Source organism: SAR202 cluster bacterium (assembly GCA_016872285.1).
Taxonomy (GTDB): Bacteria; Chloroflexota; Dehalococcoidia; order Lucifugimonadales.
On sequence record VGZZ01000037.1, the window covers coordinates 1 to 23,483 of the forward strand.

The following is a 23,483-nucleotide window of genomic DNA, read 5'->3' on the forward strand; positions in this document are numbered from 1 at the left end:
ATGAAGTAAAAAAGGAGCGACAATATGCCAAAGAAGGAAATCATCACCGCGCCCGGCCTGCCGGCATCCAAGGTCACCTCCCATGCCGTCAAGTTCGGCAACGTGGTCTATGTGTCAGGCCGCAGCGGCCGCGACCCCAAGACAGGCCAGTACAGCGCCGACATTAAGATTCAGACTAGGCAGACCCTGGATGACATAAAGAAGGCATTGGAAGCGGCAGGCGCCTCCTTCGACAACGTGCTGTCCAACACCATCCACATCACCGATTCCAAGAACTTCGCGGCCTTTAACGAGGTCTACCTGGAATACTTTCCCAAGGACAAGCCGGCGAGGACTACCGTCCAGGCGGGGATGATGAGCCAGGGATCGCTGATAGAGATAACCACCATCGCCGGCATACCCTCCTAACAGCCAAAATAAAAAGACGCCCCGAATTAATTCGGGGCGTCTTTTTACGTGACGGCTAGGAAGAATGTCTTAGGGTCTGGAGCATCTCGTAGTGGCCCAGTTCGGCGCGGCCCGCGATCTCCAGGCATCGGTCAGGGTTGGGAGGCATAAGAGTGCCGGTGCGGGCGTCGCGGAAGTGGCGCTCCAGGGGGTAACGCTTGTGGGCCAGCCGCCCTCCGCAGGCCTGAAGAGCCCGGCTCGTCACCATCAGCGCGGCCTCGGTAGCCAGGTACTTCGCCCTGGCCCCCATAATCGACCGGTTTATTAAATCGACGTCGAAGAAACGGCTGGCGGAGTGATACATAACAAGCTGCGCACCCTGCACCGCCAGGGCCATCTCGGCGATGTGGCGCTGGATGATGGGGCTGTGGGACATGGGCGCAGGGTCGGGGTCGTACTTGTGGGTCTTGACGTATTCTTTAGCATACTCCAGGGCTGACTCGGCGATGCCCAGGTATACCGCCGCATCCCCGATGCCGAAGCTCTGGCCGACACCGACGTGCGGCTCCTCGGCCTCGCCCGGCTTGCCCAGCACCCAGTCCTCTTGCACAAAGCAGTCCTTGAACGTCGCCACCGGGCTTATAGTGCCTCGCATGCCCATGACGTTCCAGTCGCCGCTCAGCGTGACGCCGGGGGTGTTGGTGGGAATAACGGCCATAAGGATCTGCCGCTCGTTCTTGGGGTTCTTGAAATTGCAGTGAATCATGGCGTACTGGCAGGCGCCAGCCATGGTGCAGAAGTGCTTCAGCCCATTGATAACATATCCGCCCTTGACCCTCTCGATGGTGGTCTGGACCATCCCCGCCCCGCCGTGGCGTCCCGGCTCGCTGCCCCAGCTTCCGATGAGCTTGCCGTGGTCGACGACTTCGCTGAAATAGCGTTTCTTCTGCTCGTGGGATCCCAGGGCGCCGATGTACCTTAGCACCACGGTGTGCATATTGAAGCTGATGGCCGTGTTGGGACATCCGATGGCCAGCTTCTCCAGCACCATAGTCGTGCCCAGGACATCCAGCCCCAAGCCGCCGTATTCCTTGGGCGCGGACATAGCCAGCAGCCCGTTCTTCCACACGTCCCGCCAGCCTTCGACGGGGTGCTTGCCCTCGGCGTCCACCTGGGCCGCCCTGGGGCCCAGGCATTCCCGGCCTACTTTCTCGGCCCTATCCACCACCTCCTGAAGCTGAGGCGAGAGCTTGAAATCCATCGCTTTCCTTTCTATGCCAGTAAACAGGGCCGCCCCCGGCTGAAGGACGACCCTGAAATGTTGATACGTGAATTACCTCTGGAGAAACTAACTAGCCAACGGCCAGGGCGTTGACCTCTCGCACGCCGTTGGGCAGGGAGTAGTCCTTCCAGGTCGAGCCTCCGTCATGGCTGCCCAGCACCTGGCCGGCGCGGGTAGCGGCGTACATCTGCTGCGGGTTGCGAGGGTTGATGCTGAAGCCGAAGATGGTGCTGTCCGGTATAACGCCCATCTCCACCTTCTTCCAGGTGCGCCCGTAGTCCTTGCTGCGGAACAGTGCGCCCACCTCACCGCGAAACTCGGGCCCGCCGGCAATGTATATGGTGCTGGGGTCGCCGGGGTGCTCTCGGATAACACGGGAGTAGGTGCCGGTGGGGCCCATGTACTCCAGGCCGCCCCAGGACCAGTGGTTGCCGCCGTCCTCGCTGCGGTACATGCCGATTCTGGCGATGATGTAGATGTTGCGAGGCCGGGCGCTGCTGACCAGAACGCCGTGCAAGTCCACCGGGTCGTCGTTCTGGTACTGGCCCTCACTGACGTTTTCCCAGCTCTCGCCGTTGTCGTAGCTGCGAATCAGCCCGCCGACTTCGATGGCGGCGTAAATCTCCTCGGGGTTGCTGGGATCGACGGATATATTCAGAAGCCGCTTGGGCATGGCCCTGGGCACCATAGTCACCGACGGATAGGTGACGTTGATAGGAATATCGTCCCAGCTTTTGCCGCCATTGGTGCTGCGAAAGAGCTTGCTGTCCTCGCCGCCGACGTAGATAACTTTGGAGTTGCCGGGCTGGAAGCTCACTGACCATACCATGGCCTTGCCGCCGGGCAGGTCCACCCGCTCCCAGCGGCCGCCGCGGTCGTCACTGCGATAGAGACCGTCCTGGGCGCCGGCGTAGAGGACGGCGGGATTGGCGGGATCGATAGCGATATTGCGGACCGTGGGGTTCTTGGGGAGGCCCTTGACCGCCAGTTCCCAGGAGTCGCCGCCCAGCACTCGACGGTAGAGACCGTGGCCTTCAGGGCCGCCTTCGGTGCCGAGACCAACGTAAACGTGAGCCTGCTCTTTTAACGCCATTAAAGTCACCCCCTCAAGATATGAAGACTTGGCTAAATCCAGAAGTGGGACGGCTTTATTCCATCAGAAAGCAAAGATGCTGTCAATTACGCCTTGCTGCTGCCTTTAGGCCCGAAGGTCTGCTGCGGCGCGCCGGGGGCCAGAGAGAAGTGGGTGTGGACCGACACCCATCGTCCGTCGCGGCGCTCCAGGGCTACGGTGGCGCGGCCCGGCCTAAAGAAAGGGTTGCCGTTTTCATCGAAACCCGTGGATGTCCATGTGGCGATGCCCCAGGCCCAGCGCTCGTCGCCGCCGCCCCTCACCTGCTCCATCTCGATTTTGAAGTCGCGGATGTTGGGCCAGATGCCTTCCCACTGGTTCCTCCGCGCGTGTTCCACCCCAGACACAACCCTGGCCTTGGTGCCGAAGGACAGGACATCCGGCGCGAATATCGCTTCGGCGCTGTTGTAGTCCACGGCGGCGCAGTATTTACCGAGGAGAGTAAACCACTGGCGGACCGCTTCCTGGGGGTCGGCGGTAGTGATGGGACTCTGACGACTGGTTTTTGCCAAGGGTTACTCCTTAGTAGCGGGCTGGCTGGCCCACTCCTCCCACTTTCTGTCCAGTTCCTCTTGCACCTGGTTGTGCTCCACACCCAAACGCGCAATGGCATTCAAGTCCTGTTTAGACGAGGCTTTTTCCAGTTTTCTCTCGATCTCTCGCAGCTTATTTTCCAGCGTCGCAATAGTCTGCGACAGGTCTTCTTTGGGCTGCTGGGGCGGCCTGGGCGGGTTGCGTTTGGCGGTGGAGGGGTCGCGGCGGGGGCGGGCCTTTACACTCCTGTCGGCGGTATCTTCAGAGGCTTCTTTTTCCTCATCCTTCACCGCCATCCACTCCTCAAAGGAGCCTTCAAAGACCTCCAGCCTCCCTTTGTTCACCAGCCATAGCTGCTTCGCCAGCAAGGATATGAGGAGGCGGTCGTGGGAGATGAAGAGAAGGGTGCCCTCGAAGTCCATCAGCACCCGTTCCAACGCCTCGCGGCTGGGGATGTCCAGGTGGGTGCTAGGCTCGTCCAGGATGAGAAAATTGATTTCGTTGATTAGCAGGCGGGCCAGGGCCAGACGGCTCCGCTCGCCGCCGCTCAAATGGGACACGTCCTGGAACACGTCCTCGCCTCGAAAGAGGAACCGGGCCAGGAAGGAGCGGGCCTCGCTGATGGGGATATTTTTAATTTCGAGGAAGGCGTCCAGCACGGTGCCGCTGTTGGGCAGGTCCTGGAGGCCTTGCTGGAAGTATCCAATCTTCACGTTGTGCCCCAAGAGCATAGACCCTTGCAGCGGCGCAATCTGCCCGAGCAGCGTCTTCACCAGCGTTGTCTTTCCCGCGCCGTTGGCGCCGATGATGCCAATCCTATCGCCGGCCTCGACTTTGAGGTCAGGCGTCGACAGCAGCCTCACGGTCTCGTCGCCGCTGGTGTAGCCTGTGGACAGGTTATGGGTTCGCAGGACCACATGCCCCGTACGGCTGGAGGCGACCTTCGACATGGAAATCGTCGCTTCTTGTCGAGGCGCGTCTATTGTCTGCAAGCGCTGCAAACGATTGGCGCGGCTACGGGCCTCGCGGGACCGCTGGCCGGCGTGGTAGCGGGCGATGAAGTCTTTGAGCTTGGCGATGTACTCCTGCTGGCGCTCGTGTTCCTTCTGCTGCCTCAAAACGCGCTCCGCCTTCTGCAAGCGGTAGGCGCTGTAATTGCCCGGGTACACGGTCAGGCGGCCCTGCTCAATTTCCCAAATCTGCTCCACCACCCGGTCCAGAAAATACCGGTCGTGGGACACCACCAGAAAGGCGCCTGGGTACTTCAAAAGGAACCGTTCCAGCCAGTCCAGGCCGTCCATATCTAAGTGATTTGTAGGCTCGTCCAGCACCAATAGGTCGGGGTTGGAGAGCAAGGCCTTGGCCAGGGCGGCGCGGGTGCGTTCCCCCCCGCTGGCGGAGGCGGCGGGCGCGTCCATGGACGCCGTCGACAGCCCGACGCCCGAAGCCACCCGCTCCATAGTGCTCTGGTATTCGTAGCCGCCCAGGGTCTCGAACCGATGAAGAAGCGAGTTGTAGCGGGCCTCACCATCTCCGGGGTTATTGGAGGAAGCCATCTGTTCCGTGGCGGCTTTCAGTTCTTCTTCTACCCTATGCAGCTCATCGAAGGCCGTTAATATCTCGTCGCGGAGGCTTCCTGGGAGGGACGGCGGGGGGGTCTGGGGGATATAGCCTGTGCGGACGCCTTTAGCTCTATAGATAGTCCCCGCGTCCGGCTCCGTCTCGCCTATAATCAACCGCACCAAAGAAGACTTGCCGGAGCCGTTGGCGCCGACGATTCCTATGCGGGCGCGCTCGGATATGTCCGCGCTGACATCGGACAGTATTTTCAAATCGCCGTAAAAGAGGGAGATGCGGGAAGCCGAGAGAAGGGCCATGGCGTCTAGGTGCTGCGCTCCGGACTCATGAAGCGTGACATTTCTTATACTTCTTGCCGCTGCCGCAGGGACACGGCTCGTTGCGGCCTATTTTTCGCCCGCCGGTGCTTTCGGCCAGGCGGCGCTGCTCAAACTTACGCTGGGAGCAGTCGGCGCAGGTGCAGGCAGGCGGATGGTCGGAATGCCAGTTAGTCCTTTTCATGTTCAGGCCCCTCAAGCCACATCTATTTTACCAGCCTTAAATAAAGTTGCACCGTGGCTTATGGGGCTAAAAGCCACGGTGCAACGTCTAAAAAGCGAGACAGCTTATGGCTGGGAGAAGTTCAAGTCCTGGCTGAAGAACAGCTCGTCAGGGTCTATATCGAGGCTCGAAGCGGCAAACACAGCCTCTTCCTGAGCGGTGTAATCGCCCTCGCCCGACCGCAGGTGGAAGGTTATAGCGTGCCCGAAAGCGTTTGGCGTCGGCGGGCCCACAATAAGCATCTTGTATTGGCCGTTGACTACCTCCACGTCCCGCGTCTGGTACCCATCGATTCGAGCGAAGACCAGGGCGCCGCCGGGGGCTGGGATGCCGTTAATGAAGACGCTGCCGCTATAGATATTAGGGAAGGGCGGGAAATGGACTGGCTTATCCGCCGCTATCCTGGTGGGAGTCGGCGTGACCGTTGGCGTATAGGTAGGACGCACCGGTGTAGGCGTCGGAGTAGGGGTCGGGACCGGTGTCGCGGTAGGAGTGGGCGAAGGGGTTGCCGTAGGCGTGGGGAAAGGAGTGGGAGTTGGGGAAGGAGCAGGTGTGGCTGTAGGCGTCGGCGCGGGTGTGGCCGTGGGTGTAGGCGTAGGGGCAGGCAATGGGGTAGCAGTAGGTGTGGGCGTTGGCGAGGGCTCAACGATGACGAAGGGGCCCATATGCATAGTCGAGGCCCAGTTGCCTGCCCCGTCGCCGGTCCTAAGGTGGAACCACCAGTCACCGGGAGAAAGGGGCGGGCTGGATACGGTGGTGTCCGACCCGGAGAGGTCTTCCACGTTATCAGGAATGCTGTCAGGGTTCTTGTCAAACTGGTAGGAGTAACCCTTCACGCCGCTGCCTCCTAGCTCCGATCCCGCCGACGCGGCGTCGAAGGCTGGGAACCAGCTAACTTTGATTATGCTCTGAGCCGAGGGCACTCCCGGGAGGTGGGAGGCGCTTTGAATATTGGTAGGGTTCTGGGGGGCCAGGACGTCGGCGGCCAGCGCGTCGTCGCCGCCGGAAAGGGCCAGGGGCAAGGCCACCGCCAGGGCCAGGGCGGCCAGGAGGCTGACGGCCATCGCCAGCCTCGGCGCCCGGGCCATTCGCCTAAGCAGCAAACGGTCCCACGAGACAGGGAAAGCCGTGGCTGGGTTCTCTTTGAAATGGGGAGCGAGGACGGAGGATATCTCCGACGCCAGAGATCTGGGCGAAGGCACAGGCATGAGGGCGCTGAACACCTCGCCGGCGGGCGGCAGCGCATTCTTGGTCTGCCGGCAGGCTGCGCATTCGGCGGCGTGGCGGCGCACCCGGGCGCGAAGCTCCACCGCGGTCTCAGGAGTGCTGGTGACGGCTATTCTGGAGAGCTGGTAGCAGTCTTTGCGGCCTCGCTGCCATACCAGCTGCGCGGCCACCGAGTCCTCCAACTCTTCTTTGAGCCGCGCAACCCTGGTGGTCGCCTCGCCGGAGCGAAGTCCGAGGATGTAAGCCGTGTCGTGGGCGCTCATGCCGCGGCGCAGCAGCAAGTCCATAAGCGCCAGGTCCTCCCGCGTCATCTCGCCTAGGACCTGCCACACCATCTCCACCGCCTCCATGTCGTGGGCCAGGAGGCCGGCGTTGCGGACCCTGGCCGTGTCCACCCGGAGGAAGTAGGGCTGCTCGGCGGAGCCTGAAGCGTCTTGCGACCTGTCCCTGGAAACAATGAGAAAAGCGGAGCGGTACAGGCACAGCCGGAACTGTTCAGCATGAGGGCTGCCCCTAAAATCGGCTGTCGCCTGCTTGAAGGACTGCCTGGCCAGTTCGGACGCGGCGCCGTAGCTGCGCATGGTCCTGGATATGAAATCGAAGACTCCGTCCAGGTAGCGGTCCAGGAGAACATTTAAGGCGCTTTGGTCACCCTCAGACGCCAGGGTTGCCAGGGCTTCGTCGCTGGTCACATTTTTAGCTTCCATGAGTCCCTAGACACACAAAGATTAACGTAAATATAGCAAGTGCCTAGCAGCAAAGTAACTAGCTTTTTAAACGAAATTTAGGAAATTCTTTATACTTTGATAAAGTACAGACGCGGAACAGCTTTAGGAATCTTTTGCGGCTTCAGCGGGGGCTGCCGCCCAGCCCGGGAGGCGGGCGGAGGCCAGGGTCATAATGCCCAGGAAGAACAGCCCCGCCACGGTCAAAAAGGCCAGCTTGTAATCGCCTGTCGCGTCAAAGTACGCGCCTACCATAATGGGCCCGGCGAAATATGACACCACAGTGAACACGTTCACCATGCCGGCAATGCTGCCGTAGGCCTTTACGCCGAAGATCTCTTGTACGGTCAGCGGTATCAGCGCTCCCATGGCCCCAAAGCCGAGGCCGAAAAAGGGCACTATCACCCACGGCAGCGACGACGAGCCTGAGCTTACGATTAATATGAGGCCCGCTACCTGCACTCCCAGGCTTACCATGAAGGCTCCCAGGGCTGTCAGTTTGTCCGACAGGTAGCCGAACAGCCCCTTGCCAATGAGGCCCAGCAGCGCCATGAGGCTCAGCAGCAGCGACGCGCGTCCGCTGCTCATGCCGACGTTTTCGAGATGAGGGATGATCTGGGGCAAGACGGCGCTGTAGGTGAAGCTCCCCAGCAGCACGCCCACGGCTACGCTGTAGAAGGCCCTGGTCCTGAACGCCTGCCTGGCAGTGAAGCCCTGGAGCTGCGGCTTGTCAGCGCCAGCCTGGTCCTGCGGCGCCGGCTTGCCCTGGGCAGGGCGGCCGCCCCGGGGCTGGTCGTGGACAAAGAAAAACGCCAGCAGCGCGATGACTATGGCCAGCAGCCCGAAGAGGCCGTAACCGTATTGCCAGCCTGCTGTCGTTACCACCAGACTCGCCAGGGGTGTCAGGGTGAGGCCGCCGAAGTTGTTGCCCATGCTGACGACGCCCATTACTCGGCCCCGTGTCTTGGGGAACCAGATAGCCACCAGCCGTCCCGCGGCTAAAGAAGTCGCGCCGGGAAAGCCCAGGTTGAACAGGACGCTCAGGGCGTACCAGTGCCACAGCTCGGACATGAGGGGACGCAGCAGGTAGCTCAGCGCCATAAGCAAGACCGATACGATTAATACAGGCCTTGCGCCGTGGCGGTCCATAAGATAACCCGCAATGGGCGAGACCAGTCCCGACAGCGCGGCGAAGGAGAGGGAGGCGTTGATGGCGGTGCGGCTCCAGCCGAACTCGTTCTCCAGGGGCTGGACGAAGAGGCCGAAGGCATAAGCGCCGGTGCCGATGGTGAAGCCTGTGGCGGCAAAAACGGTGGCCGCCATGAGCCAGCCGCGAGTTAGTTTAATGCCCATTCGCCGCGTATCGAAGCCAATAACGTCCCGTTATTCCTCAAGGACTCCGTCAGGGTTGTGGTCCGCCAGGAACTTCAGATGCTGGGGGACTATCTGATTCCTGTACGCCTCTTCCAACTTGTCCAGCAGTTTCTCGGGGTCGGCCTCGTAACACACCAGGGCGCTGGTCTTCTTATTAATCATGGAGATGATCTTGTCGAGATGGCCCGATATACCGCCGGAATTCTGCAGCACACCGATGACCTTGCCCTCGTCATAGGCGATGGCGAACTCGCCCAGGGTGCCGGAGCGCCCGCCGGCGAAGATAACGACGTCGCAACTACGGATGTTCTCGATCTCGCGGCCCATGAGACCGCTGCCGGTGTACACCATGGCGTCGTAGCCTCGGGTGGGCGAGTGGTACTTGGTCACATGCTCTTTCAGATTCAGGCCCGGCGAGATGCCCACGACAATCCCGCCCGCCGACTTTGCGCCTATCACTGCTTCGTGAGGGAGGCCGGGACATGCGCCCGTAATCAGCACGTGCCCGCGCCGGCCTATGATTACGCCCAACCTCCTCACTCGCTGACATACCTCATCCTTCAACATCCCCCCGGCGGAGCCCATGACTCCCACGGTCATTCGGGCCAGCTTTCCATCCCATTCCAGTTGTCTAGGCATTTAATCCATTACCTGTCTTTCTAGGCAGCACACTTTAGCATACCAGCTACACGGGCATTTGTTTGACACTCTCAGCAAGCCTTGTTTAACATGAGGCAAAGCCACAGCATCTCACACCATGGTCAAACAGCAAGAATTTCCTAAAATCACCGACTCGGAACTCGACCGCCTCCGACAGCTCATCGGGGTCGAACTCGAAGTCAGGGAACCCTTTAATCGATACGCTACCGCCGACACTGTACGCCACTTCGTCCACGGCATCGGCGACGCCAATCCTCTGTACACCGACGAGGACTATGGGAAACAGACCAGATGGAAGGGAATAGTCGCGCCGCCATCGTTCCTATTTAGCTGCTTCGGCCGCGGCGCGCCCCAGGGCTTGCGGGGCATCCACGCCATGTGGGCGGGCGCATCCTTCGATATGTATGAACCCATTCGGGCTGGCGACCGCATCGCGGGCACCGTCGCCCTCACGGGACTCACACCCAAGGAGAGCCGTTTCGCCGCCCGCTCCATTCTCCAGGAGCACACCTACACCTTCCGCCGGGGCGACGGCGTCAAGCTGGCCGATGTGAAGGAGTGGCATATGCGCACAGAGCGGGATACCGCTCGAGAGCGCGGCAAGCATAAAAGCCTGGAACCAGCCCAATACTCGGCTGAGGACATCCAGCGTATTTTCGCTGACTACGATAAGGAAGAGATACGCGGGGCGACGCCTCGATATTGGGAGGACGTGTCGGCGGGAGAGGAAACACCCCACGTCGTCAAAGGCCCTTTGCGAGTTACCGATAATGTCGCGTGGAAAGTTGGCTGGGGCTTTCGCCCCTTCACCCACGCCCACAAACTCGGCGTCGAGTATTACAAGAAGCACCCCATGGCCTTCGACCTCAACGCCCAGGGCGTGCCAGACGTGCCCGAGCGCGTCCACTGGGACCCCGACTTCGCGCGTCGGGTCGGCGTCCCCTCCTCCTACGACTTCGGCCCTCAGCGCGTCGCCTGGCTGTGCCAGGTGGCGACAAACTGGATGGGCGATGACGGCTATATCAAGAAGTTCTGGGGCGAGGTGCGTCGCTTCAACTTGGTGGGCGATACTCACTGGCTGAAAGGCAAGGTCAAGGATAAGCGGCGCGAGGGCGGCGACGCCCTGGTGGAGCTGGAGCTATGGGGCCACGACCAGCGCGGCGAGGAGACCATTCGCGGCGGGGCCGTCGTAGCCCTCTCTTCTCGTTCATGACGGGGCCGCTGTCCGACGTACGCGTCGTAGATATGTCCGGCCCCGAGGGACAACTATGCGGCCGCCTTTTCGCCGACATGGGCGCGGAGGTTGTCCTGGTGGAGCCGCCGTCGGGCACGCCAACCCGCTCTCTCGGCCCGTTTAAGGATTCCATTGGCGGGCATGAAAGCAGCCTTTTATTTCAACATCTTAACGCCGGCAAAAAGAGCGTGGCGTTGGATCTGAACAAACGGAATCACCGGCAAGCCTTGAAAGCCCTAACCAGGACTGCTGATGTGCTAATTGAGTCCTCGATTCCGGATCATCTCGAAGAGCTTGGTATAGGCTACAAAAATCTGAAGCATGGGCACGGCGCCCTGGTTATGGCCAGCATCACAGGCTTCGGGCAGACCGGCCCGTATGCTGAGTACAAGGCGCCGAGCATCGTCGCGTCCGCCATGGGCGGCGTCATGTACCTCTGCGGGTCGCCGGACCGCCCGCCCCTGGCTGAGCCTGAGCTGCAGCCCTATTTCCTCGCCTCGGCCTTTGCCGCCTATGGCATTATGCTGGCCCTGCGGCATCGAGACTCCACAGGGCGAGGGCAGCGGGTGGAGGTGTCATGCCAGGAGGTGCAGGCGGCCATGCAGCACGTCCTGGTCAACTATTCGTCCAACGCCAACATCCTGCAGCGCGCCGGCAGCCGCACACCCATCGGAGGCGGCATGCCCTATGGCGTCTACCCCGCCGCCGACGGCTTCGCGCACCTGGTGGTCATCGCCACCTCCCACTGGCGGGCCTTTGTCGATTGGATAGGCAAGCCTGAGGCTCTCACCGACCCCATGTGGGACAACCGCCACACCCGCATCGCCAACGCCGACCTCATCGAGTTTCTTACTGTTGAGTTCACTAAGACTAAGTCCAAAGCCGAGCTATTTAAGGAAGGGCAGGCGCGTCACATCACGGTAGCGCCCGTGAACACGCCGGCGGAATTTATTCAAGACCCCCACACCAAGGCCAGGAATACTTTCGTAAAAGTGACGCACCCAACACTGGGCGTCTTGCCGATGGTCCAGCCACCCTTTCGATTTACCGCCACTCCGTCAGCAATTAGCGCCGCCGCCCCTAATTTGGGGCAAGACACCGAGCAGGTTTTTGATGAACTGTATGGCGACGAACCCTACAAGACCTCTAAGCGACGACCATCGCAAAAGCAGCCTTTGTCAGGCGTCCGTATCCTAGACTTTAGCCAGGCCATCGCCGGCCCTGTCCTTACCCAGCTTTTAGCCGAGGCAGGGGCGGAAGTTATAAAAGTCGAGTCCGCGTCCCACCAGCAGCGAGGCCGCGCCAGGCCCGACATGGACCCACGATTGGTTATGCAGCAGAAGGTAACCTTTGCCGACATCAACCGTAACAAGCTCTCGATTACCGTCAACATGGCTGACAACGAAGGCCGCGCATTAATCCAGCGCCTCATCCCCCACTGCGATATCGTCGTCGAAAACTTCAGCCCCCGCGTCATGGAGCGGTGGGGTCTAGGATATGAGGACCTCAAGAAGCTGCGGCATGACATAATTATGGCGCGACTGCCAGGCTTCGGTCTGGACGGCCCATATCGCGACTATGTCGGCCTGGCCGCCGTCGCCATGGGCATCACGGGCATGTACCACCTCTGGTCCTATGGCGAGGCCTCAGAGCCTGCAGGACCGCCAGTATGGGCGCCGGACTACCTCAGCGCTGCCTTCGGCGCCGCCGCCCTCATGGCAGCCCTTCGACATCGAGACTCCATGGGCCAGGGCCAGCTTATCGAGCTAAGCCAGGTGGACGCCACCGCCTATGTCATAGGCCACCATTACCTCGACTATTTCCTTAATAGTCGAGGGCCTAGACCCGATGGCAACGGCCATCCTCAGTTCGCCCCTCATGGCGTCTATCGATGCAAAGGCGACGACGCCTGGTGCGCCATCGCAGTGCAAAATGATGCCGAGTGGTCGGCGCTGGTAAAGGCGATGGGTTCACCCGAGGCGGCCAGGGATAAAAAGTTTGGTGCAGCTCAAGACCGACTGGCTAATAGAAAAGATATGGAAGCCCTTATTGAGGCGTGGACTGCGGAGCATACGGCCCATCAGGTCATGCGAATCCTTCAGTCGGCCGGGGTGCCTGCCGGCGTGGTGCAGAGCGGCGAGTCGCTATTTTTGGACCCGCACCTGCGCGCGAGGGGCTTCTTCGACACAGTGGACTACTCGGGCACTGGCGGCATCGAATACCCGGGCTCCTATGTGCATCTGTCGGAGTCGCCTGGAAAGCTGGGCTGGTGTCACGAGATGGGGGCGGACAACGCCGAGGTTTTCGGCAGGCTGCTGGGGCTGAGCGCGGGAGAAGTGAAGGGCTTGGAAAACAAGGGAATGCTATCCTAGGACCGCCTAATTTAGCGGCAGTAATTGAGAGATGGCTAACAAGAAAACCAACGAGAATCAAGGCCCCCTCTCGGGCGTCCGCGTCCTGGACCTTACTCGCATCCTCGCTGGCCCCTTCGGCACGCGTATCCTGGCCGACATGGGCGCTGAGGTTATAAAAATCGAGCCTCCCGGTGGCGACGCGGCGCGTCAGTTCGAGTACACCACACCGGAAGGCGTCAGCGGCTATTTTATGCAGCAGAACCTGGGCAAAAAAGACATCTGCCTAGATTTTGCTCATCCCAAGGCTCTCGAGGCAGTGCGGCGCCTCGTAAAGATGTCCGACGTTGTGGTGGAGAACTTCCGGCCTGGCGTCATGGATCGGCTGGGCATCGGTTATAAAGACCTCAAGAAGCTCAAACCCTCCATCATCCTCTGCTCCGTCAGCGCCTTTGGGCAGAAGAGTCCGTACTCACGCCGTCCGGCCGGCGACATGGTCATTCAAGCCATGAGCGGCCTGGCCTCCCTCACCGGCGACCCCGACGGCCCGCCCCAGACCACTGGCATGTCCATCAGCGACACCACCGGCGGCCTCCACGCCTTCGGCGCCATATGCGCGGCCCTTTATCAGCGCAGCGTCACCGGCGAAGGACAGCACATCGACATCGCTCTCATCGACTGCATTCTCTGGCAGAACGAGTGGGCCAGCCAGTACATATTCTTGAGCCAAGGCCAGTTGAACCCGACTCGGTACGGCAACCGCCGCCCTATTCTTATTCCTGGCAACCTGTTCAAAGGCAAGGACGGCTGGATAGCCATCGTAGCCTCCACCGACCCGGGGTGGCGCAACCTGACCAGGGCCATGGGCAGGCCTGAACTGGGGGAGGACGCACGATATTCTAACCGCACGGTCCGCATGGCTAATCGAGACGAGCTAGAGCGGCTGGTGGAGGAGTGGGTGGCTTCCTTCGATTCGGTCAAGCAGGTGGAAGCGCTTCTCGGAGACAGGGGCGGCGTCCAGTGCGGGCGGGTGCGGACGTGGAAGGAGATCATTGAGGACCCGCATACCCGAGAGCGGGAGCTGGTAGCGGAGGTGGAAGACCCGGTGCTGGGCAAGACCAGGGTGGTGAACTCGCCCTTCCGGCTGGCCCAAGGGAAGGCGGGGGCGCGAGGCGGCGCGCCGCTGATGGGGCAGCATACGCTGGAGGTGCTGCAAGGCATGTTGGGTATGTCCAACCAGGAGGTGCTGGAGCTATTAAACGCCAACGCCCTCCACGCGGACGAGCGGGTGATGCCGGAGATTGTTCAGAAGCTCATGTCGGAAGGGTAAGCGTGAAACGGCCAAGACCTGTTAAAACAGCCTGCCGGACGCACGGAAAAACGGGGGGTATTGCCAGAAGGCGGACAGGACTATATTATGCCGTTAGCTTCGAGAAGTCTTACAACTAAGAAATCTGAAGGAGGGAGCTTTAATGGTTAAGTCACTCGCAACTCTAGAAAAGGAGTTTGCAGCCTGGGCGCCAAAGTCCAGGAAGCTCTTTGAGGGCGGCAAAAATGTCATGCCTGGCGGTGCTATGAAGTCCCTGGGCTATAACCCGCCCATGTATGTCGAACGCGCCCAGGACTGCTACCTCTGGGACGTTGACGGCCACAAACTGGTGGACTGGATCAACAACGCCTGCGCCATGATCCTGGGCCACAGCCCCAAGAAGACCGTCAAGGCCTTAAACGACGTCGTCAACAACGGCATCGTCTTTGGCGCGCCCAACACCTATGAGAAGGCCATCGCCGAACACCTGTGCAAGCGCGTCCCCTCGGTAGAGAGCGTCCGGTTTGTCAACTCCGGCACCGAGGCGCTGATGAACACCATCCGCCTGGTCCGCGCCTACACCGGCAAGCCCAAGATAGCTAAGTTCGAAGGCGGGTTCCACGGCACCACCGACGACGCCGAAATCAGCGTCGCGCCGCCCGCCGACGCCGCAGGCTCCGCCGACGCCCCCAACGCCGTGGCCGACCTCAAGGGCATCAACCCCGAGACCGTCAACAACGTCGTCGTCATGCCCTACAACGACGCCGAGGCTGTGGACCTCATTCTCCGCGAGAACAAAGACGATATCGCCGCCGTCTTCTATGACCCCAAGAGCGCCAACTACGAGATACCTTTCGAGTTTGTCCGCTTCGTCGCCAACAAGTGCAAAGAGCTGGGCATCCTCTTCGTAGTGGACGAGGTCAAGAGCCTGCGCGTCGCCTACGGCGGCTACCAGGCGCTGGCCGGCGTCAATCCCGACCTGACCACCTTCGGCAAGCTGGTGGGCGGCGGGATGCCCGTAGGCGCCTTCGGCGGCAAGAAAAAGATCATGGACGTGCTGGACCCGGAGAAGAAAATGGGGATTGCATCCGGCGGCACCTACTCCGCCAACCCCATGACCCTGGCCGCGGGCCTGGCTCACATGGAAGAGGCCACCCCGGACGTTTACAAGCACCTCAAGGCCATCGGCAAGCGCATGGCCGATGGGCTGGAGACCGTGGTCAAGAAGTCCAAGTTCCCCGGACGCGTTCTCTACCTGGAGAACATGATCACCGTCCATATGACCACCAGCCCCGTCCGCAACTACCGCGACATCCTGAAGTTCGACCAGCAGATGCGCCGCCGCATGATGCTGGCCATGACCATGGAAGGCCACTACTGCCGCGAGATGCAGGAGATGACCGTTTCCTCGCCCATGACCAACGCCATCATCGACGACTTCATCGCCGATTTCGAGAAGGTTGTGGCCGCGAAGGAGTAATTCCTCCCCGTAAGAGAAAAAGCAGCGCCCCGATAAATCGGGGCGCTGCTTTTATTTGAGGGGGGTTACTAAGGCGCTTTCTTAGCTGAGACAACCTCTTTGGCGGCGGACGCGCCGTCGCCCAGTTTGTTGTAGGCGTCCAAGGCGGCCACTTTGTAGCATTCAGCCAGCGTGGGATAGTTGAAAACGTTCTCGACAAAGAAGTCCAGGGTCGCGCCCATAGCCATAGCCACCTGGCCTATGTGCACCAGCTCCGGGGACCGCTCGCCGATGACGTGCACCCCCAAAAGCTGGCGGTTCTCGGCGTGGAAGAGGAGCTTCATCATGCCTGACGTGTCGCCGATTATCTTTCCCCGCGCGGTCTCTCGATATCTCGCGACGCCGCACTCGTAGGGCACCTGGGACTCGGTAAGCTCTTCCTCCGTCTTGCCGACCATGGACAGCTCCGGTATTGAGTAGATGCCTATGGGCAATAGCTCTGTGGAGGTTCGTATCGGAATTCCCAGGGCGTGATGGACGGCGCGACGGCCCTGCTCTCGCGATGTGGCGGTCAGGGCTGGCGGGCCGATGACGTCGCCGACGGCGTAGACATTGGGCGCCACAGTCTGATAGGAATCATTCACCGGTATGCGCTGCCGCGCGTCCACGGCAATGCCCAGGGACTCCAGCCCCAGCCCGGCGGTAGAGCCCACGCGGCCCACGGCGTAAAGCAGCAGGTCGCCGCGAATGGTCTTGTTGCTGCGAGTGCGGGCCAGGACGCCGCAACCCTCCGTGACTACCTCGGTCACCTCCTCGCCCAGCCGGAACGTGACGCCGTTCTGCCGCAGCTCATAGCAGAGGCCTTGGAATATCTCCCTGTCCAAAAATTCGAGGACGTGCTGCCGCATATCCACCAGCGTAACTTTGGCGCCCAGGGCGGCGAAAAAGGAGGCGTATTCAACGCCGACGGCTCCCGCGCCGACCACAATGAGGTTTTTAGGGATTTTATTAATCTTCAGAATGCCGTCCGAGTCCACAATCGTGGAGCCGTTGATGGGGACTTTGGGCGAATGGGCCGGCAGGCTGCCGGTGCTGACCACTGTGTAGTCCGCTTCGATTATCTCGGCGGCGCCGTCGGGGGCCCGTACCCTAACATGACGGGAGTCCATGAACGACGCCTCGCCGAAGAGCAGGGATACTCCGTTTCGGGCAAACTGGGACTTGACCACGTGGCCCCGGTCCTGGACCACCTGCTGGCATCGATAGGTCAGGTCTTGAATACTGACGTGGTCTTTCATGGTGTAGCTAAAGCCGTAAAGGCCCCGCTGGTAGTAGCCGGTGAAAAAGAGGACGGCCTCTCGAAAGGTCTTGCTGGGAATTGTCCCTGTATTAACGCTGTTGCCGCCGACCACCGCCATCTTTTCGATGGCGGCTACCCGCTTCCCCAGCTTGGCCGCCTGAATCGCGGCGCCCAGGCCGCCAGGCCCTGTCCCGATGACCGCTAAGTCATAACGCATGCTGTGGCTGCCTCGATTAAATTACATGAGGGGTTACATTAATTGTACCAATCGGTCATACCCTTATGCTGTATACATAAAACATGATTGAGGCATTTGCTTAGATGGCAGGCATGTATTAAGGACTGGGGTCACCAGGGTATGACCCCAGTCCTCTATATGGTATGTTTTGCCGTGGGTTAAACGGGCCAGCAGCCACAGGCAAACAACAGCCGATTGCTAGACTAAGCCGGGTGGACGCGCTCCAGGACGTTAAAACGTATGTCCGATTGTTTCTGGTGCATCCGCTTGGCCCAATCGGTCTCGTTGAGGGCCTTCATCCTGGGGTCTTTCAGCGCGGCCAGATCATCGACCTCATAGATGGCGACCCATTCTGGGTCGTGAGAGGGGTTCTTGGGGTGCTGGCCGGCCTTGCGGCACAGGCGGGCGCTGGCCATGCCCTTTATGCCAAGGATCAGATGGAAGTGTTCCGTCCGGTTCCACTGCATAAACTCTTCCACCCCGTCCGGGGCCACGTCCAACCGAATGGTCACCAGGTATTTGCTGCGGACGCCGCCGACGGAGTTGGCGGAAGACCTAGGCTTCTTAAACTCGCGAGGCGTCTCCTTTATCTTCACCGTAACGATCTGCTTGTATAGCGATGCCGAGTGGTTCAAGAACCCGTGGCGGATTTTGGGCGCCCACGTGTCGTTCTTGGCGACGTTGGCGTAAGTCTCGGTTTTAAGCGTGTCGATGCTGTCTAGCTCGTAGAGATGAAGGTATTTGGGGTCGCCGCGGGTGGAGCGGTATCGCACTGCGCTGAGAAAGCCGGCGTTGAGGAGATCGGTGATGTGAGGGCCGTTGTTCCATCGATTGGCCTCTTCTTCAATGTCCGGCGCCAGGTCCAAACGAACGGTGTATATGATGGGCAGTTCCGCCATGATATTCTCCTCTTTAGTTGACTCCGCCTGCGACGCCGCTAGTTTAACCGCTTCGATACGCCTTGTCTAAACGCTCCGCCCTCAAGCCTTCTTCTCGACGGTTGTTTGCATGCCGCGCCGGTATTTCTGAATGACGCCATCGCGGTTCCACTTCTGGGTCTTCTTCCACACTCGCTCCAGGCTGGCGGTGTGGCCCTGAAATCGAGGCATCACATATCGCGCGAAAAGCTCTAACGACTTGTAGGTGGTCTGCACCGGCCCCCATTCGTTAATCGTAATGAGGAACCCGCCGATGCCGCCTGTCTTGTTAAAAAGCTCCTCCAGTTCGCGCGTCACCTGGTCCGGGTCGCCCACAATCCAGCTCCGGTTCTGGATGACCTCTTCCACGGTTAGCTCGTCGAAGGTCTGGTCAGGGCGGCTCAGGTACTGACGCAGGCTGCCGTTGCCGTCGTTGTAACTCAGGGCGGTCTTAACGCCGTCTCGAATCTCTGCCAGGGCCTGCTCCCGGCTCTCGGCCACATAGAGGTAGTTCACCACTCGCCAGTCGTCGCGGCGCACGGCCTTCCCCGCCTTCTTCGCCGCGCCCTCTATTACGTCCCACTGCTGCTCAATCGGCACCGCGCCCGCCATGGGCGAGTTCGCTAGAGACCATACCGGCAGCCCGTACATCCCCGCCTGCTCCAGGCTGTTGAGGCTGCCTGAGCTTGCCATGGCGATCGGCAGTCGAGGCTGCTGGTAGGACTTGAGCTGCAATTCCATGTCTTTAATCTGCCAGTACCGACCCTCATGGGTAACGGGCCCGTCCGTCTCCAGGAGCTTGACAATGATCTCCAACGATTCGTTCATCATAGGCCGCACCTGGTCCACCGACAGGCCGAACAGGATGATGTCGGTAGCTAGCACGCCCGGGCCGACGCCCATGACCAGCCGGCCGCGGGTGAGATGGTCGAGGAAAGCCATCCGCTCGGCCACGTGGAAGGGATGGTGGTAAGGGAGGTTGATGACGCCAGTGCCAAGGGTGATGCGCTTGGTGCGGGCGGCAGCCATGGCGATGAAGATGTCGGGCGCCGGTATAGTCTCCCATGCCGCCGAGTGGTGCTCGCCGATGAAACATTCGTCGAAGCCCAGCTTCTCGACGTACTCGATGAAATCCAGATCGCGTTCAAAGGCTAGGGTAGGATTCTCGCTGGGATGGTGGAGCGGCATCATAAAAAATCCAAATTTCACAGCGCACCGTCCCCTCAGCTTTCGTTAGTGTGGGAATTATATCAAGTTTATTTCATCCATCAACTATCGTAATTATTAAGCGCAAGGTAGCTAGGCAAGGCTTTTGCGCCTGGCTTCCACTCATGGTATCTTTGCGAAAGCTGCCGACTGAGAAAGTATCAAAAGTTTCGTCAGGGGGACTCCTTAAAAGATGTATTTCAACCAACGTCTCTGGGCCTTCACGGCTGGTATACGATGGCGGCTTGCCCTGGCAGTATTCTTCGGGATGCTGACCGCCGTCGCGGGCGTGAGCCGCCTGGCCCTGTCCGGTTATGCCATCGCCCTGGTGGTGGAAGGCAAGCCCACGGACCAGATTGTGCTGGCGGTGGCGGGCGTGTGGGTGGCCGTGGTGGCCCGCGCCTGCTTCCAGTACCTGAAGGAGATGACGGGGCATCGCGCCGCCGTGGAAGTCCAGATAAAGATGCGGCGGGAGCTCTATAGCCGCGCTCTGGCCCTGGGCCCCGGCGCCCTGGACCAGAAACGCGCCGGCGATGTCCTGGTATCGCTGGTTGAAGGCGTCGACCAGCTCGAATCCTATTTTGGCGAATATCTCCCCCAGATGGCCGTGGCCGCGCTGACGCCTCTGGGCCTGTTTATTTTCATGGGCCTGCTGGACATTCAGACCGCCGCCATATACCTCGGCTTCGCCCTCCTTACCCTCATCGGCCCCGCCGCCTTCCATAAGTGGAATGCCGACGGCAGCCTCAAGCGGCGTCAGGCCTACGGCGACCTCAGCGCCGACTTCCTCGACAGCGTCCAGGGCCTCGCCACCCTTAAAGCCTTCGGGCAGAGCAAAGCCCGGGGCAATATCCTCGCCGATAAGGCCCATCATGTATTTAGAAGCACCATGGGCGTCCTGGCGCGCAATTCCGGCACCACCGGCGTCACCTGGTTTGGCATCACAGCGGGCGCCGCGGCGGCCCTAGCCTGGGGCGCCGTCCGAGTCGAAAACGGCACGTTGGAACTTACAACACTCCTAATTGTCGTCATGCTGGGCGTTGAGGTGTTCCGGCCTCTGCGTGAGCTAACCAGCCTCTATCATCGCGGTATGCTGGGCATGTCCGCCGCCCAGGCTGTCTTTGACCTCGTCGACGCCAAGGCCCAGGTCGAGGACGCTCCGCCTACCGCTGGCGCGCCGCAAAAACTGGAGCCGATCATCGAGTTCCAGAACGTGACTTTCTCCTACCCGGCGGGCCGGGGCGCGGCGCTGCAAGACCTCTCCTTCAAACTCAATGCCGGCGAGACCATCGGCGTCGTCGGGCCCAGCGGGGCGGGCAAAAGCACGCTGGTGTGGCTGGCGATGCGCTTTTTCGACCCCCAGCAGGGCCGCATCCTCCTGGGCGGCCACGACCTGCGAACCCTGCCCCTGTCCACCATCCGCCAGCACGTCGCGGTGGTGACCCAAGACACCTATCTCTTCCATGGCACGGTGGCCGAGAACCTGCGGCCTGGCAGCCCTCAGGCTTCTCCGTCCCAACTGGAGGAAGCCGCCCGCGCCGCCAACGCCCACGATTTCATCATGGCCCTGCCTAACGGCTACGACACCCTCATCGGCGAGCGGGGCATACGCCTGTCCGGCGGCCAGCGGCAGCGCATCGCCATCGCCCGCGCGCTGCTAAAAGACGCGCCGATACTGCTGTTAGACGAGGCGCTGTCCAGCGTCGATACCGAGAATGAAAGCGTTATCCAGCAGGCCCTGGAACGGCTGATGAAGGGCCGCACCACCCTGGTCATCGCCCACCGGCTGTCCAGCGTCATCAACGCCGACCGCATACTGGTATTAGAGCAAGGGAGCCTGGTCCAGCAAGGGAGGCATAGGGAACTCATCGGCAAAGCCGGCGTTTACAGCGACCTCATGGCTATCCAGATGGGGGTGGAAGCCCAGGAGTACGAGCGAAAGCTCGCTGTTGGCGCAGTGGCGGCTAATGCTAATGGCGCGGCTCCGTCTAATGGACGCGCCGTAGAGAGTCTCGGGTTTCAGGCCCAGACCAGCATCATAAGCGCATCCTCGGCCCTGGGCACAGGCCAGATCTTTAGACGCCTCCTCCAGCTTGTCGGGCCGTGGCGTCTGATGCTTACCGTCACATTTATCCTCGGCGTGCTGCGCGTCTTCGTCCTCATCGGCATCGGCGTCGCCAGCGCGCTGCTGGTGCGGGAGGTGTCGCCAGGGCAGGGCGGTGAGATCGCCGGCTTCATCGTGGCCCTGGCGGTGATGGCCTTCCTCACACCCATCCTCAATTGGAGCGAAAGCTGGCTGTCCCACGACATCGCCTTCAGGCTGCTGGCCGAGATGCGCATCGACGTGTATAAAAAGCTGGACCCCCTGGCGCCGGCCTACCTGGTGCGCCACCGCTCCGGCGACATCGTCAGCATCGTCACCAGCGACGTCGAGACCATCGAATACTTCTTCGCCCACACCATCGCCCCCGCCTTTGTGGCCGTCGTCGTGCCCGCCACCATAATGATTGTTCTGGGCGTGTTCCAGTGGGAGCTGGCGATGATTCTATTACTGTTCCTCATATTGGTCGCTTTGACGCCCTTTATCGGCAACAAGGCACTCTCCCGTGTGGCCTCCGGCTCAAGAGAGCAGCTTGGCGAGATCAACGCTCACATGGTCGACAGCGTCCAGGGGATGCGCGAGATTGTGGCCTTCAGCGCTGAGAAACACAGATTGAACGAGGTTACCGCAAACCAGCGCAAATACGCCGCGCATCGAATCCGATTCTTCAAGCACATAACCTTCCAGCGGGTCGCCATCGAGACCCTTATAGGACTAGGCGGCGTTTCCGTCCTCACCGCCGGCGCCTACTTCGCCCGCCAGGGCGACCTTTCCCCCGCCATCCTGCCACTCCTCAGCCTCATCGCCCTGTCCTCCTTCATCCCCGTGTCTGAAATCGCCCAGGTCGGCAAGCAGTTGGCCGACACCGTCGCCAGCGCGCGTCGGGTCTTCGCCGTCCACGACGAGCCCGTGCCCGTCCAGGATGGCCCCGGCGTTACGCTGTCAAGAAACGGCCGCGCGGGCTCGGCCATCGAATTCCAGGATGTGCGCTTCTCCTACGGCCCAGGCCTGTCTGAGGCGTTGCGGGGCCTGAATTTCTCGGTGGCGCCGGGGCAGACGGTGGCGATTGTGGGCCGCAGCGGCGCCGGCAAGACCACCTCCGCCCACCTGCTGCTTCGATTCTGGGACCCCGTCAGCGGCCAGATACGGCTGGACGGCCAGGACCTGCGCGACTTCAAGCTGGACGACCTTCGCCAGTCCATCGCCCTGGTGGCCCAGGACACTTACCTATTCAATACCACCATTAAAGAGAACCTGAAGGTTGCGAAGCCGGACGCCACCGACGCGGAGATCATCGTCGCCGCCAAAGAGGCCCACGCCCATGAATTCATCGCCGCTATGCCCCAGGGCTACGATACGCCGGTGGGCGAACGCGGGATGCAGCTATCGGGCGGCCAGCGGCAGCGCATCGCCATCGCGCGGGCTGTACTCAAGGGCGCGCCAGTGTTGGTGCTGGACGAGGCCACCTCCCACCTCGACGCCGTCAACGAGCGGCTTGTCCGCGACGCCCTGTCCAAGCTCATGAAGGGCCGCACCACGCTGGTCATCGCCCACCGACTCTCCACCGTCCGCGACGCCGACAAAATCCTGGTGCTAGACCAGGGACAGGTGGTGGAAGAGGGCCGCCACGACGAGCTATTGAACCGAGGCGGCCTCTACGCCCGCCTGGTCTCCTCCCAGGTCACCGCCCAGCCCTCGCCCGCGGCGGACGGGTAGGCATGCACTACTCCTTAATGTTTGGCGACTGCTGAAGGCATTGCACACATTAAAGCAAAGAATTGTTCATGTCATTCTTGTATCTTAAAAAGGTCTAAACTGTTCTCCAAGCACAGCGATGCCGGCGGGGCAGGCCGTTTCATTCTCGGTCTCATTAGACCGTCGCTCAGCATGGTCGCCCCGCATGGCTCCTGGCAAGCCCGAACGGTTGAT

16 protein-coding genes and 1 pseudogene are annotated in these 23,483 nt (G+C 60.9%); 6 read left to right on the plus strand and 11 right to left on the minus strand.

The window, feature by feature from the left end; translation table 11 throughout:
* The first annotated feature begins 24 nt into the window (after positions 1-24).
* Positions 25-408, plus strand: a complete 384-nt coding sequence (locus tag FJ320_09820; protein ID MBM3926259.1) for a RidA family protein — start codon at positions 25-27, stop codon at positions 406-408.
* A 55-nt stretch (positions 409-463) separates the two neighbouring features.
* On the opposite strand, the gene FJ320_09825 is transcribed toward FJ320_09820, so the two are convergent.
* The 8 genes and pseudogenes from FJ320_09825 to FJ320_09860 form a co-directional block, all read right to left on the minus strand.
* Entirely contained in the window at positions 464-1,648 is a 1,185-nt protein-coding gene (locus FJ320_09825) for an acyl-CoA dehydrogenase (protein MBM3926260.1), read from the minus strand.
* A 91-nt stretch (positions 1,649-1,739) separates the two neighbouring features.
* Positions 1,740-2,762, minus strand: a complete 1,023-nt coding sequence (locus FJ320_09830) for a hypothetical protein (protein ID MBM3926261.1) — start codon at positions 2,760-2,762, stop codon at positions 1,740-1,742.
* Between the two features lie 86 nt (positions 2,763-2,848).
* Positions 2,849-3,313 (minus strand): nuclear transport factor 2 family protein, encoded by a 465-nt coding sequence (locus tag FJ320_09835; GenBank protein ID MBM3926262.1) that lies wholly within the window; start codon positions 3,311-3,313, stop codon positions 2,849-2,851.
* Between the two features lie 3 nt (positions 3,314-3,316).
* Complete coding sequence (locus FJ320_09840) at positions 3,317-5,212, minus strand: ABC-F family ATP-binding cassette domain-containing protein (protein ID MBM3926263.1); 1,896 nt, start codon at positions 5,210-5,212, stop codon at positions 3,317-3,319.
* A gap of 25 nt (positions 5,213-5,237) precedes the next feature.
* Positions 5,238-5,414 carry a hypothetical protein gene (locus tag FJ320_09845; GenBank protein MBM3926264.1) on the minus strand — a complete coding sequence of 59 codons (177 nt, stop codon included), beginning with the start codon at positions 5,412-5,414 and terminating at the stop codon, positions 5,238-5,240.
* Positions 5,415-5,875: 461 nt separating this feature from the next.
* Positions 5,876-6,124, minus strand: a pseudogene (locus FJ320_09850) (hypothetical protein).
* A 1,386-nt stretch (positions 6,125-7,510) separates the two neighbouring features.
* Entirely contained in the window at positions 7,511-8,758 is a 1,248-nt protein-coding gene (locus FJ320_09855; GenBank protein ID MBM3926265.1) for an MFS transporter, read from the minus strand.
* A 30-nt stretch (positions 8,759-8,788) separates the two neighbouring features.
* Entirely contained in the window at positions 8,789-9,418 is a 630-nt protein-coding gene (locus FJ320_09860; protein MBM3926266.1) for a hypothetical protein, read from the minus strand.
* 118 nt (positions 9,419-9,536) lie between these two features.
* Here FJ320_09860 and FJ320_09865 point away from each other — a divergent pair, with 118 nt between their 5' ends.
* The 4 genes from FJ320_09865 to FJ320_09880 all read left to right on the plus strand — a co-directional run bounded on the left by FJ320_09865 (position 9,537) and on the right by FJ320_09880 (position 15,813).
* Positions 9,537-10,652, plus strand: coding sequence for an acyl dehydratase (locus FJ320_09865; GenBank protein MBM3926267.1), 1,116 nt, complete (start codon positions 9,537-9,539; stop codon positions 10,650-10,652).
* Entirely contained in the window at positions 10,580-13,045 is a 2,466-nt protein-coding gene (locus FJ320_09870; protein ID MBM3926268.1) for a CoA transferase, read from the plus strand. The genes FJ320_09865 and FJ320_09870 overlap by 73 nt, the downstream gene beginning before the upstream one ends.
* A 31-nt stretch (positions 13,046-13,076) precedes the next feature.
* Positions 13,077-14,354 carry a CoA transferase gene (locus FJ320_09875; GenBank protein ID MBM3926269.1) on the plus strand — a complete coding sequence of 426 codons (1,278 nt, stop codon included), beginning with the start codon at positions 13,077-13,079 and terminating at the stop codon, positions 14,352-14,354.
* Positions 14,355-14,496: 142 nt separating this feature from the next.
* Positions 14,497-15,813, plus strand: coding sequence for an aspartate aminotransferase family protein (locus tag FJ320_09880; protein MBM3926270.1), 1,317 nt, complete (start codon positions 14,497-14,499; stop codon positions 15,811-15,813).
* Between the two features lie 68 nt (positions 15,814-15,881).
* Here FJ320_09880 and FJ320_09885 read toward each other — a convergent pair whose 3' ends face one another.
* From FJ320_09885 to FJ320_09895, 3 genes are all read right to left on the minus strand, one after another.
* Positions 15,882-17,309 carry a Si-specific NAD(P)(+) transhydrogenase gene (locus FJ320_09885; protein MBM3926271.1) on the minus strand — a complete coding sequence of 476 codons (1,428 nt, stop codon included), beginning with the start codon at positions 17,307-17,309 and terminating at the stop codon, positions 15,882-15,884.
* Positions 17,310-17,533: 224 nt separating this feature from the next.
* A complete protein-coding gene (locus FJ320_09890) occupies positions 17,534-18,229 on the minus strand; it encodes a hypothetical protein (GenBank protein ID MBM3926272.1) in 696 nt (231 codons plus the stop codon).
* Between the two features lie 81 nt (positions 18,230-18,310).
* Positions 18,311-19,456, minus strand: a complete 1,146-nt coding sequence (locus FJ320_09895) for an LLM class flavin-dependent oxidoreductase (GenBank protein ID MBM3926273.1) — start codon at positions 19,454-19,456, stop codon at positions 18,311-18,313.
* Between the two features lie 190 nt (positions 19,457-19,646).
* Here FJ320_09895 and cydC point away from each other — a divergent pair, with 190 nt between their 5' ends.
* Complete coding sequence (cydC, locus tag FJ320_09900; protein ID MBM3926274.1) at positions 19,647-23,270, plus strand: thiol reductant ABC exporter subunit CydC; 3,624 nt, start codon at positions 19,647-19,649, stop codon at positions 23,268-23,270.
* Positions 23,271-23,483 lie beyond the last annotated feature (213 nt).

Coding starts and splice junctions, on each gene's coding strand:
- FJ320_09830 (MBM3926261.1), bottom strand. CDS start 2,762: ATGGCGTTAAAAGAGCAGGCTCACGTTTACGTTGGTCTCGGCACCGAA.
- FJ320_09825 (MBM3926260.1), bottom strand. CDS start 1,648: ATGGATTTCAAGCTCTCGCCTCAGCTTCAGGAGGTGGTGGATAGGGCC.
- FJ320_09890 (MBM3926272.1), bottom strand. CDS start 18,229: ATGGCGGAACTGCCCATCATATACACCGTTCGTTTGGACCTGGCGCCG.
- FJ320_09870 (MBM3926268.1), top strand. CDS start 10,580: ATGGGGCCACGACCAGCGCGGCGAGGAGACCATTCGCGGCGGGGCCGT.
- FJ320_09845 (MBM3926264.1), bottom strand. CDS start 5,414: ATGAAAAGGACTAACTGGCATTCCGACCATCCGCCTGCCTGCACCTGC.
- cydC (MBM3926274.1), top strand. CDS start 19,647: ATGTATTTCAACCAACGTCTCTGGGCCTTCACGGCTGGTATACGATGG.
- FJ320_09855 (MBM3926265.1), bottom strand. CDS start 8,758: ATGGGCATTAAACTAACTCGCGGCTGGCTCATGGCGGCCACCGTTTTT.
- FJ320_09860 (MBM3926266.1), bottom strand. CDS start 9,418: ATGCCTAGACAACTGGAATGGGATGGAAAGCTGGCCCGAATGACCGTG.
- FJ320_09840 (MBM3926263.1), bottom strand. CDS start 5,212: ATGGCCCTTCTCTCGGCTTCCCGCATCTCCCTCTTTTACGGCGATTTG.
- FJ320_09875 (MBM3926269.1), top strand. CDS start 13,077: ATGGCTAACAAGAAAACCAACGAGAATCAAGGCCCCCTCTCGGGCGTC.
- FJ320_09885 (MBM3926271.1), bottom strand. CDS start 17,309: ATGCGTTATGACTTAGCGGTCATCGGGACAGGGCCTGGCGGCCTGGGC.
- FJ320_09880 (MBM3926270.1), top strand. CDS start 14,497: ATGGTTAAGTCACTCGCAACTCTAGAAAAGGAGTTTGCAGCCTGGGCG.
- FJ320_09820 (MBM3926259.1), top strand. CDS start 25: ATGCCAAAGAAGGAAATCATCACCGCGCCCGGCCTGCCGGCATCCAAG.
- FJ320_09865 (MBM3926267.1), top strand. CDS start 9,537: ATGGTCAAACAGCAAGAATTTCCTAAAATCACCGACTCGGAACTCGAC.